Below are 10750 nucleotides of genomic sequence, written 5' to 3'. Positions count from 1 at the left end.
CTGCCCAATATGCCGAAGACAAATATGAAGGACACGGTGATCCCGAAGCCAGGGGGGGTGCAAACTCCGGAAACAACCCCAACGACGGGCGAGGTAAAATAGCCGATCCGAGGAGCCCGCGATGAAAAAGCCTGAGATCAAGCCCGGCGATTTCCCAGTCGAAGCTGACAAGAATATTGTGAAGACTAACAGGGGAAGACCTATCGCAACCGCGAAGGACGAGCCGTTAGCGGAAGAGATCGCTGACCGGCTCAACGAACAAGCCGACCGGGAAGAGCAGGATCGGTGGTCAGCGTAACGTCAGAGCGGGCGATCGGAGCCGATCAAGGTCCGCTTCGACGCGGCGGATACCGCGAATAGGAACGTTCGCGCGCTCTCGTGCTTGCCGGAGTTATCTACAACGCACGGAGGCTATCATGGCACTGGATACTCAGGAGACGGGCAATCTGATTGGCAGCGACAAGGTCGAAGGCACTGCAGTCTATGGGGCGGATAGCCAGAAGATCGGCAGTCGAACGGCTGATGATCGACAAGACAAGCGGCAAAGTATCGTATGCGGTGCTCGGCTTTGGTGGCTTTCTCGGCATCGGCGACGATCACTACCCCTTGCCTTGGCAATCGCTGAAGTACGATATCAATCTCGAAGGCTACGTCACGGGCATCACCGAGAAGCAGCTACAGGGCGCGCCAAAGTATCGCGAGGAGACCGGCTGGAATTGGAACGACCCTACGGTCGGCCGATCAGTGAATGGGTATTACGGCGTCCCGTTCTGACTGCATCAACTCCATAGGCGCGCCCGCTCTAGGCGCGCCGAGCTGTGTTTGCGGATGTCCGGCCAACGCGAACTTTACCATAGCTCTAACGGAGATCGCTGGACTTATGCAGCGAGGATGCCGGGCGCGTATTTGCTGCACGAGGCCAATCTCCCTTGGGGCGGCGTCTTTAAGAGGATAGAGATTTCGGACTTTCTTTGTCACGGAAAGGACGGACCGGAGCACCAAGCTCTCCGTAGATTAATCGCTGCACTCGTTCATACGAATTGAACGCCGGGCCGCCGCCAGTGATGGCGGATACACACTCACCCTCGCGCCCCCCCGGTCTCTGGAACCTAAGCGATCCGCTCAGCGTTCTTAGCGTCTGGAGGCTAGACAATGTCAATCGAAGAGACAGATGTAAGCGTCAGAGAAACGCTGCGTGAGTTTTCTGAGCGGCTTCCCAGCGAGCGTGCGTGCCCGACGTGGATCGATCGCCTTAGCGCGGCAGCCCGCGAAGCGCCGCTTGAGATGCTCACTGCTGCCTTTTTGATGGGCGTCCTTTTGGGGCGTCGACGATAGCGATTTTCCCCGCTTCAGTTTTCTAGTCGATTGAACGGGGAATGAATTGATCGCTCCGCGGAGGCTGCTGCAAATCCACCAAGTTGAGTTGATCGGACACCCTTGAAAATGGAGCGTCAATGACCTTTACGCGGCGACCGTTTAAACAGAACCAATCACTTCAAGAGCGTCTGAGTGACGAGGCCCATCGTCGCCGGTCGAAGGCTCACGAGGCCGAAGAAGCAAAGCGCGGAAGGGCGAGACAAGTACGGAAAGTCTCGCGGATTGACGATCAGCCAGCTCCGTCCGGTTCCAAAAAGCCCATTTTACCAGCCGATTGAGCGGTGAAATTCCCGCTGGAGACCGGAGAATTTCCCTTCTTCCGTCCCGGTCGCGTTCTCTGCTAGGCGAGAGCGGACCGCCAGCAGCGCCAACTGCCTACGGTCCTAATTCACCGAATGGGGATGACCATGCAGCAAGCTATTTCCGACAATATCATTGTCTTTGACCCGCGGCGCGCATCGAAGCGCGTCAGACCGTCACCCGACACCGTGCTCCGCATCATCGGCAGAGCATGCCGCGCCGACGGCAAATGGGTCACGCGATGCACCATCATTGAGCCGTCAGCTGAAATCATCCGCCCCAGAAATTTCTGAGCTAGAGAGCGGCGGCCTAGGCGCCGCTCTCTTCCCGGACGAAAACGACCGAAACAGCCAAAGAAGCCGGCGCCAAGCAATGCATGAAGCGCAAACCGAGACCTCGCGCTTAAAGGCTTCCGTCGTATTTGCAGGCCCGCAACATGGATGCCGCGGCACGCGTATGCCGCCCTGCTCCAAGCATGCCAAGCTGCCCTCCATTGATGACTGGGGGAATGGATGAACCGGCTTCGGAAATTCGTTGAGCAGGGCGCAGAGCGCGGCCCGGGCGTACGGCCTACGCTTTCAACGCCACGGTTACTGCCAGAGCCTGGCCGGCTTCGACTGGCGGCCGGTCGCCGACTTCAGCGCCGGCGACGAAGTGCTGAAACACTGAAGACCCTATTTCAGACCGCGATCAAGCGACGATTTTCAATCGCGTCGCGCGATTGAACATCCGGACGGCTCGGCCGGCGCAAAATGGCAACCGCTTCGTGCCGTTCGTCGATCTGATCGGCCTTTCCCACGGCGGGCGACGGCGGCTTTCTGACGACGGTTTCGGGGAGGATCAGACAATCTTGCCCTATCCCTCACCGCCGGTGCGGCGGGCTCGCTCGTCGGCGGATCGACGACTGATCGAAGCTGCGATCTTCGAACGGCAACGGCAGTTTCGAGCGCGGCCAGAAATTGCGGCCCTGTTCCGTAAGTTCCCAGCCTGCATCATCGCGAAGGATGAACTTGGCTGAGAAGATATTCAGGTCGGGCGCATGTTCGGCTAGCCGTTTCATGCGGTCAGTCCAGTCCCTGCCGCTGTTCATCAGGATTTCGACGGCTGCCGTACTTCGGCAACGGAAGCGCGCCGGCGGACTGCTGGCCAGCCGTCCTGTAAGTTGAACCGAGGGCGGTGGCTTTCAGACAAATGCGCATGGGGCCGCGAGTTCGAAAGGCACCCGGCAATGCTGAACGCCCCGAATTTCTGGAACAATTCAGAGAAGAATTTCGGACAGATGCGCCTCAGGGCTTCGGTCGGCCCGGGAGGAAGCCATGACGCACTATAAGCGCAATCCGCTCCCAGTCGATGCACAGAAGTCAACGCTATGGGCTGTCTCTGCACTTGCATCGGTTGGCGTTGACATAGGCCCGGTGAGTGCGGGCTTAGGCATGTTCGATCTGGTCAATCGACAAACGGGCCGGGCCCACCGACTAGCGATGAAAGGTGGCGGCGCTGGCGCTTCCCTTGGCGTTTCAGCTTCCTTCAGTGCCTCACCCTACGGCTACTTCAAGACCAACCGTCCCGTGAGTTTTCATGACTTCAACGGGATCTGGATGGAAGTGGGCGAGGTGAATTTGGCAGTCTATGCATGGAATAAGGTTACTTTCCGGGACGGTGCTTCGCCGACGAAACCCGTCCTTGGAACAACGAAAATGGATGGGCGAACCTGGGCCCTTCCCGGTGTGGGCGACCAACACGGCATCACGGAGATCATGTTCAGCGACGGGAAGCCCGTCGGAGACGTCGATATCGAGATCAACATCGATATGAAGCAGAAGGAAGACGCGCGCACGAAAGCCCAATTCAGAGCGCAGATCGGATACAAAGTGCCGACTGATGCTCTATTTGATTTTGACAGGGATAATCTCAAGCAAGCGGGAATATGGGCGCTTCAGGACGCCGGAGATTATATCAGGGAATTCAAAGACACCGGAGGCAAGGTCCAAATTACCGGGCATACCGATAGTATCGGTAGCCCTGAATACAACATGGGCCTTTCATTACGACGTGCCCGAGTTGTGGCGAATTGGTTCATTGCGGAAAAATACTGCACCGCCGCCGAAGTCATAGTGATCGGAAAGGGCGAGACCATGCCGATCGAACCCAATACCCGGCCGGACGGAAAAGACAATCCTTATGGGCGCGAGAAGAACCGCCGTGTCGAAATCGTTGTTCTGACCTAAGTTGCCGATCGGTCTGAGTTCCAGAGCTAATTCCAGGTTCATCATGGCGGAGCCGTCGCGACCAAGATATCTCTACGCGGACGAGAACGGGGAAACCCATTTCCACGATATCGAAATCGAGCTGACTGACACAGGACCGGACGGGGACCATCTCAAAGATATTTCCCGCGACCGGTATTATTTTTCGCACCACCCCCGCGGACTGGCTTTTTTGACTGGCACGCAACGACCCGGCGACAATACGTCGTCAATCTGGACGCACCGCACAAAGTTACGGCGAGCGATGGTGAGACCAGGATCATCGGCACCGGGCATGATGTCCGCCCTTGGCGGCACTTTTCGGACGTGCCGCACTGGTTATCGAATTGCCCGGTCGGGGCTGAAGCGGGGCGTCAGGGTGCAAGTCCAACTCACCACCCAAAGCGGACATTCCGGCGCATGAAGGGCAGACGTGAGACGCGCCTAGCCACGGCTACAGTCCGTCAGGGCTTTACCTGTGCCTTCGATTTTACGACATCTCGGGCGCATGCAATGAAGCCCTCGACGGCAAGGCCCAGCGTCCTCTTCGGAAGAGTTGCCATCTTCATGGGCCAAGCTCAAGCATCAGGCCGATCAGCACTATCGAGAGACACCCTCCCCCTCCAGCGCAGCTGCTAAGGCTTTGCGCAATGCGTCACAGGAGTAAGGCTTCACGAGCAGCACCGCGCCCAATTGCTCGGCTTCGGATCTGACGCCGCCATCACCCGTTGCCAGAACCAGGCGGAGATTGGCCCGATGTGCGCGCGCGTCCCTCGCGAGTTGCAGGCCAGAGATCCCTGGCAAGCCAATATCCGTGAGAAGGATGTCTACGCGACCCCCATCCAGAATCTTGTGAGCCTCTTGGGCCGTGCTGGCCTCTCTCACCTTGCATCCGAGATCCCCTAGCATCTCTGTCGTCATGGAGCGGATGAAGTGGTCGTCTTCGACGAGCAATACCATCGCGCCCTTGAGAACGTCCTTGTTCGTCGACTGATGCGACCCTTGAGGCATGATGCGCTTTTGAGCATGATTGGCCAACACATGCCTGATCTTGCGTGCGAGTGCCTCGCGCGTGTAGGGCTTAGGTAGGAGCTCTACCCCCGGATCGAGCCGCCCGCCGTGCACGATGGCGTTCTGTGTGTAGCCGGACGTGAAGAGGACGGCAACGCTGGGCAACCGATCCTTGGCTTTCCGCGCCAGCTCGGGACTGCGCATCGCGCCAGGCATCATCACATCGGTGAAGATCAGATCTATTGGCATGCCGCTATCGACGACGGCGAGCGCGGCCGCCGCGTCCTTCGCCCTCACCACGCGGTAACCAAGCTCCGTGAGCATGGACTCGGCGACGTCGCGAACCGCGTCGTCGTCCTCAACCACGAGGATAGTTTCCGGCCCACCTTTCACTTCACCGGAAGGAGTAACGACCAGAGTGTCCTCGCTCGCCAACTCTCGCCGGAAGTACAACTTCACCGTGGTTCCGGCGCCAACCTCGCTATAGATTTTGACGTGCCCACCCGATTGCTTGAGGAACCCATAGACCATGGCAAGCCCGAGGCCCGTGCCCTTGTCCTCGGCCTTGGTCGTGAAGAACGGCTCGAAGACCCGGTCCAGCAACTCGGGCGGCATGCCGGTCCCGGTGTCCGTCACCGCGATCATCACGTATTGGCCGGGCGCGACCTCGTCGTGCTGACGGGCATATTCGTCATCGAGAAAGGCGTTGCTCGCCTCGAGGGTCAGTCGGCCTTCGCCATTCATAGCGTCGCGGGCGTTAATCGCGAGGTTGAGGATGGCGTTTTCAAGTTGATCGGGGTCGATCAGACTGTTCCACAGTCCGCCGGCGACCATCGTCTCGATCTCTATCTCTCCACCGAGCGCGCGGCGCAGCAGTTCGTCCATGCCCTTAATTAGACGGCCGACGTTCACCACCCTCGGCTCCAGGGGCTGGCGCCTTGCAAACGCAAGCAACTGCGAAGCAAGCTTTGATCCGCGCGCGACGCTGGCGAGTGCGTTCTGAACCCGCATCTCGGCCCGGGGATTACCGGCGATGTCTTTACTGAGCAATTGCAGGTTTCCGCTGATTACCTGCAGCAGGTTGTTGAAGTCGTGAGCTATGCCACCAGTCAGCTGTCCGATCGCCTCCAGCTTCTGGGAACGGATCATCGTCGCTTGCGCGTTCTGAAGGGCGGCCTCGGCCTCGCGACGTTCAGTAATATCCCGCGTCACCTTGGCGAAGCCGATGAGCTTGCCGTCTTCATCCCGGATCGCGTCGATCACGACGTGCGCCCAGAAGGCAGTGCCGTCCTTGCGCAGCCTTTGGCCTTCGTGCTCCCAACGTCCCTCTCGAGTTGCAGTTTCCAGCCCGGTGCGCGGAAGGCCCGTGGCGCGATCCGCTTCAGTGTAGAAGTTGGAAAAGTGACGACCAATGATCTCTTCGGGGGCATAACCTTTGATGCGCTGGGCGCCAGCATTCCAACTCGCCACATGGCCGTTCACATCGAGCATGTAGATGGCGTAGTCGGTCACGCCCTGCACCAGCAGCCGGAACTGCTCCTCGCTTTCTCGTAATTTAGCCTCAGCCGCCCTTCGCTCGGTCAAGTCCCGGGTGATCTTGGCGAAGCCGACGAGCTCCCCTTCAGGCGAGCGGATGGCGTCGATCACGACATGGGCCCAAAACTGGCTACCGTCCTTACGCACGCGCCAGCCCTCGCGCTCGAAGCGGCCGGTGCGGGCCGCCTCCTCCAGCGCCAAGCCGGGCACGTTCTGCGCCTGCTCAGCGTCCGTGTAGAAAGCAGAGAAATGATGCCCGATGATCTCTCCAGCTTCGTACCCCTTGAAGCGCTTGGCGCCCGGGTTCCAGCTGGTTACACGCCCCTCGCGATCCAGCATGTAAATCGCGTAGTCAGTGATCGCCTCAACCACGAGCCGGTAGCGGCTCTCGTTCGACTGTGCCGGTGCGAAGCAATCCGAGCTTTCCATTCAAATCCTTTCAAGAGCAGCCATTCCCGCGGACCTTGAAGGAAAGCTCGCTTTAGGTGCAAAGGTATTGGCCCAGCGCCTTTCGGCGGGCCAATAGTTGCCGGTTAGCAAGATTCTAACACCACTGATCGCCCCCCGTTCCTGAAACGAACTACTGCAGAGCGAATTTGGGCGCAGTGGTCCCTCCCCTTCATCTATTGCAGATGCGAAGCCGTGCGGGGGTCACTGATAATTTTCCTAGTTTTGAGCCATTTTCGAAAGGTTTCTCGACAGGAACAAGAATATAGATCTGGCCAGCCTTGTCATTGCGTAGAATTATGGAGGTCTCAGCGCCAAAGTTGCCGTCGAGATGAGGGCCGCCTTGGAGGCGGACAGCTTCCCATTTCAATGGAGCTTCCCAATGGATCAGCTACACCGACGTCGCACCAAACTTGAAAAGAGCTCCAGTGAGCGCTTGGCGGAAGAGGCTCAATACTTCCGCGAAGAAGCGCTCAAACTTTCACCAGGGGCGGCGCGCGAACTGCTTTTGCGTCGAGCCTGTCAGACGGAAACCGCTTCGCACATGGATGACTGGTTGAAGTCTCCAGGATTAAAATCGCCAGAGTAGCCTTTCCATGCCGACTGGCTATTACGCCTATTTCATGATGGTCACATCCAAGATCGGGTTGTCATCCTCGTCGATGACGACGAGGAAGCGAAGAGCTTAGCCCGGCAGCTGGTTGACGGTCACGATATCGAGCTATCCAAGGCGCGCGAAAGGTCGCGGCCTTTCCCTCGGAGAAGTAAGCGGGGATTCAGGCGGCACACGGCGCCGGGCGGACTGGCGGCTGATAGCAGAGCGTGGAACCGCAGGAAGTGACTGAGAATGGCTCGGCAAGCCAGGCACAAGGTCTAATCCCGACCTCGGGATTCGGCATTGATGTTTTTGGGCAGCTTGCATCTCAAATTGGCTGCCAAGACTCGACCGATCCCCCCAATCACACGGATTGGCCACCCTTCGATGATGGCAGCACCAGGCGAGAGCCGCCTGCGCACCGGCGTAACCGGGATCGAGCGCCAACGCCTGCTCCAGCAACGGGATGGCCATCGCGATGTTCTCGGACTCCCCAGTGTAAGCAAATGGCAGAGCTTGAAGGACGAGATCATATGCATCGAGACTGTCGGGTCGTTTACGTTTGACGCGCTCTATCTCGGCCCGTCTCAGGCTCGGTTCGATGGCGCCGACGACGCTTACAGTAATTTCGTCCTGCACGGCTGATGGGCTCCATTCAGCGGTTGGTCAAAATATTGAAGCCTAAGTTGAGCAGCGACCTCCGCCGCCGCAAGTCCAAAGCCCAGCTGTTGAGCGCGCGTATAGATCTCAGCCAGCGAAGCTGTATCGGTCTCAAAGCCGAGCTGGACCGCAGACACTGCGAAAAGCTCCACGTTTGTCTTCGTAGCGCTGAGGGTAAAGGTCGGTCGAGCGAGAATTTCCCCAGCCGGGGTTCCGATGCCGCAACCAATTGTATCCAACGCGTTACTGAGGGCAAACGAATCTGCAAATGTCCCTACTGTAATCGTCTTCCATACCGAAACATCCACGGCGGATCTGACTGGAGTTTGCGGCATACTAGCTGAGGGAGTTTTCTTCAGCCTCAGTTGGTTCTGCAGGGCATCTCGCGCCGTGCACTGAGGCTCTGGCCTCGCTCGCGAATAGGAGGATGCACGCGGTGCAGAGCGTCGCAATAAAGAAAGTGCCGCCACAGGAGGATCGGATGCCTCGGGGGTCGATAGAGCGATTCGGGACGGGCGGCTACGACTGGGCCGACCGCTTCCCGGCCCATCGCCGCCGCCGCGCTCCGCATCAAGGCGGCGTCGTTCCTGATCGACGGCGAATTTGCGAATCACGCCAAGTCCGAAATGGAAGGATCTATCGAGTCAGGGCCAGAAATCCAACCATAAGTCTTATCGGGCCAAAACTTCACATATGGCGACTCAAGAAGTGAATCAACCGCCATGTCTTTTTGTAAAAACCCTTGCCCGTCCCAGATTTCTGTATGCTCGAATTTATGAGGTGGTGGATATTTCCGTATCGACGCGTGCCTCATCACCAGAACACCGGGAATACCATTCAACATCGACTTGATTGCACCAGCGCCACGCTGTTTTCCGTTCTCGTCGGTCCGGAGATTGTCACTATCGCCATATTTCTCAGCTAAGAAAACTTCTACCTCATCGACAGAGTAAAACGTGCGCCACCCATTGGGAAACTTGCCGGTTGCGCGCGACCAGCTTCTGGACGGAACGATCAGACCCGCACCACAGAAACCCCGGCTCATCTGCACGCAGCACGGTGTGCCAGGAACTCCCCTCATCGCAAATTCTACGTCCGGCCACTTGCCGTCCTTCTTGTCGCGACGCGCGTAATAATTGATGAGTGAATCGGCCGAAACGTCCATGGGATTCATAGCGTATTCCTAGCCCAATCCCGCCCAGAAGCGCTTCGCTCCCCGAGTACGCGGCTCAGATGGTACCGAATCTCGCGGCCTTCGCCAATAAACTTTCGATAAATACTGCCTGCTGGACGGTACAGATACCGACGACTTTAGAGCTTCTAACAAAACGGGGGCTGGCGCGTTTGGGAGGGCATGAGCCAGCCCCTCCTATCCGACCGTCTCTGGGCGGTGTACGGTGATCGAGCGCGAGGACGGCACATCGGATTTCCGCGCGATGCGGAGTCAGCGCAGCCACGAGGCGGTGCTGTACGCCTTCGACCTGATCGAGCATGACGGCGACGACCTGCGCAACCTGCCGCTGATCGAGCGCAAGCGGCGGCTCAAGAAGCTGCTTGGGAGGCCAAGGGGAGCGCCATCCGGTTCGTGGAGCATCTGACCGGCGACGGGCCGACCGTGTTCAGGCACGTCTGCAACATGGGCCTAGAGGGCATTGTATCGAAACGGACGGATGCGCCATATCGCCAGCGGGCCGTCAAAGACGTGGGTCAAGACGAAGAACCCGGCAAGCGATGCGGTGCGACGTACGCATCGGGCGAAGGCCCCTGGCTAGGCCTTTTTTGGCGGAAGGCTGATCGCGCTTAAGCGGCGTGAGCGACGCTTTGAGGCTGCCAATTCCAAGGCAGCAGTTCGTCAATGCGCTTGGCAGGGTGATCCGGTAGGCGCGCCAGCACGTCGGCAAGCCAAGCCTGGGGGTCGATGTCATTGAGCTTTGCGGTGGCGATGAGGCTGTAGATGGCAGCCGCACGCCGGCCGCCCTCATCGGACCCGGCGAAGGTCCAATTTTTTCGTCCCACGGCGACCGCCCGTAGCTCACGCTCAGCAGCATTGTTCGACATGCAAAGCCGTCCGTCATCAAGGAAGCGGCTAAATGCATCCCAGCGGCTGAGGCAGTAATTGATCGCCTTGGTCGTGTCGTTGTTCCTGGAGAGCTTGGCGCGCTGCTCGCGCAACCACGCCTCCAGCTCGACCATCAGGGGGCGGCTACGCTCCTGGCGCACACGCAAACGCTCCTGCGCGGTAAGACCGTTGATCTCGCGCTCAATGGCGAACAGAACATCGACGCGCTTGACCGCCTCGGCCGCGATCGGCGCCTTGCTGAGCCGCGCGAGATCAAAGAACTTGCGCCTGCCGTGCGCCCTACACGCGGCCTCGATGATCGGGCCGCCCTTGCGATTGGCCTCGTAGAGTCTGCCAAAGCCGGCGTAGGCGTCGGCCTGCATCAGTCCGGCATAGCCCGCCAGATGCTGCTCCGGATGCGCACCGCCACGATCGGGCGAGTAAAAGAACACGGCCGCCGGCGGATCTGGGCCGGCAAACGGACGGTCGTCGCGCACGTAGGTCCAGAGCCGGCCGGTC

11 protein-coding genes and 1 pseudogene are annotated in these 10750 nt (G+C 59.0%); 8 read left to right on the top strand and 4 right to left on the bottom strand.

Annotated features, from left to right (window positions below):
• Positions 1-121 precede the first annotated feature (121 nt).
• From K359_RS63790 to K359_RS65985, 4 genes and pseudogenes are all read left to right on the top strand, one after another.
• Complete coding sequence (locus tag K359_RS63790) at positions 122-298, top strand: hypothetical protein (protein WP_198031277.1); 177 nt, start codon at positions 122-124, stop codon at positions 296-298.
• Positions 299-416: 118 nt separating this feature from the next.
• A pseudogene (locus K359_RS55625) lies at positions 417-774 on the top strand (PRC-barrel domain-containing protein).
• 1010 nt (positions 775-1784) lie between these two features.
• Entirely contained in the window at positions 1785-1970 is a 186-nt protein-coding gene (locus K359_RS62470) for a hypothetical protein (RefSeq protein ID WP_156929044.1), read from the top strand.
• A gap of 241 nt (positions 1971-2211) precedes the next feature.
• Entirely contained in the window at positions 2212-2346 is a 135-nt protein-coding gene (locus K359_RS65985; protein ID WP_256375214.1) for a hypothetical protein, read from the top strand.
• Positions 2347-2539: 193 nt separating this feature from the next.
• Here K359_RS65985 and K359_RS55620 read toward each other — a convergent pair whose 3' ends face one another.
• Positions 2540-2767, bottom strand: a complete 228-nt coding sequence (locus tag K359_RS55620) for a hypothetical protein (RefSeq protein WP_156929043.1) — start codon at positions 2765-2767, stop codon at positions 2540-2542.
• Between the two features lie 226 nt (positions 2768-2993).
• Here K359_RS55620 and K359_RS57960 point away from each other — a divergent pair, with 226 nt between their 5' ends.
• The gene (locus K359_RS57960) at positions 2994-3905 is read left to right on the top strand and encodes an OmpA family protein (RefSeq protein ID WP_084518785.1); all 912 of its coding nucleotides are present in this window, start codon (positions 2994-2996) and stop codon (positions 3903-3905) included.
• A gap of 618 nt (positions 3906-4523) precedes the next feature.
• Here K359_RS57960 and K359_RS0144285 read toward each other — a convergent pair.
• Positions 4524-6899 (bottom strand): PAS domain S-box protein, encoded by a 2376-nt coding sequence (locus K359_RS0144285; RefSeq protein WP_029084829.1) that lies wholly within the window; start codon positions 6897-6899, stop codon positions 4524-4526.
• Between the two features lie 400 nt (positions 6900-7299).
• Here K359_RS0144285 and K359_RS60160 point away from each other — a divergent pair, with 400 nt between their 5' ends.
• A complete protein-coding gene (locus tag K359_RS60160) occupies positions 7300-7506 on the top strand; it encodes a hypothetical protein (RefSeq protein ID WP_084518787.1) in 207 nt (68 codons plus the stop codon).
• A gap of 312 nt (positions 7507-7818) precedes the next feature.
• Positions 7819-8157, top strand: a complete 339-nt coding sequence (locus tag K359_RS66525) for a hypothetical protein (RefSeq protein ID WP_156929042.1) — start codon at positions 7819-7821, stop codon at positions 8155-8157.
• 625 nt (positions 8158-8782) lie between these two features.
• Here the strand turns inward: K359_RS66525 and K359_RS0144275 are convergent.
• A complete protein-coding gene (locus K359_RS0144275; RefSeq protein ID WP_029084827.1) occupies positions 8783-9346 on the bottom strand; it encodes a hypothetical protein in 564 nt (187 codons plus the stop codon).
• A 223-nt stretch (positions 9347-9569) separates the two neighbouring features.
• Here K359_RS0144275 and K359_RS57955 point away from each other — a divergent pair, with 223 nt between their 5' ends.
• Positions 9570-9770 carry a hypothetical protein gene (locus K359_RS57955; RefSeq protein WP_029084826.1) on the top strand — a complete coding sequence of 67 codons (201 nt, stop codon included), beginning with the start codon at positions 9570-9572 and terminating at the stop codon, positions 9768-9770.
• A gap of 202 nt (positions 9771-9972) precedes the next feature.
• Here K359_RS57955 and K359_RS0144265 read toward each other — a convergent pair.
• Positions 9973-10750 (bottom strand): IS66 family transposase (locus tag K359_RS0144265; protein WP_029084825.1); only part of this gene is annotated, 778 nt, incomplete at its 5' end.

It is taken from the genome of Bradyrhizobium sp. th-b2, assembly GCF_000426785.1.
In the GTDB taxonomy this organism is placed as follows: domain Bacteria; phylum Pseudomonadota; class Alphaproteobacteria; order Rhizobiales; family Xanthobacteraceae; genus Bradyrhizobium; species Bradyrhizobium septentrionale.
Note: the sequence above shows the minus strand (reverse complement) of the source record. Positions and strands in the feature narration are given on the sequence as shown.

Bases quoted from the DNA above. Each gene is read 5' to 3' on its own strand.
- K359_RS57960 (WP_084518785.1), top strand. From the start codon at position 2,994: ATGACGCACTATAAGCGCAATCCGCTCCCAGTCGATGCACAGAAGTCA.
- K359_RS60160 (WP_084518787.1), top strand. From the start codon at position 7,300: ATGGATCAGCTACACCGACGTCGCACCAAACTTGAAAAGAGCTCCAGT.
- K359_RS62470 (WP_156929044.1), top strand. From the start codon at position 1,785: ATGCAGCAAGCTATTTCCGACAATATCATTGTCTTTGACCCGCGGCGC.
- K359_RS0144275 (WP_029084827.1), bottom strand. From the start codon at position 9,346: ATGAATCCCATGGACGTTTCGGCCGATTCACTCATCAATTATTACGCG.
- K359_RS63790 (WP_198031277.1), top strand. From the start codon at position 122: ATGAAAAAGCCTGAGATCAAGCCCGGCGATTTCCCAGTCGAAGCTGAC.
- K359_RS0144285 (WP_029084829.1), bottom strand. From the start codon at position 6,899: ATGGAAAGCTCGGATTGCTTCGCACCGGCACAGTCGAACGAGAGCCGC.
- K359_RS55620 (WP_156929043.1), bottom strand. From the start codon at position 2,767: ATGAACAGCGGCAGGGACTGGACTGACCGCATGAAACGGCTAGCCGAA.
- K359_RS66525 (WP_156929042.1), top strand. From the start codon at position 7,819: ATGTTTTTGGGCAGCTTGCATCTCAAATTGGCTGCCAAGACTCGACCG.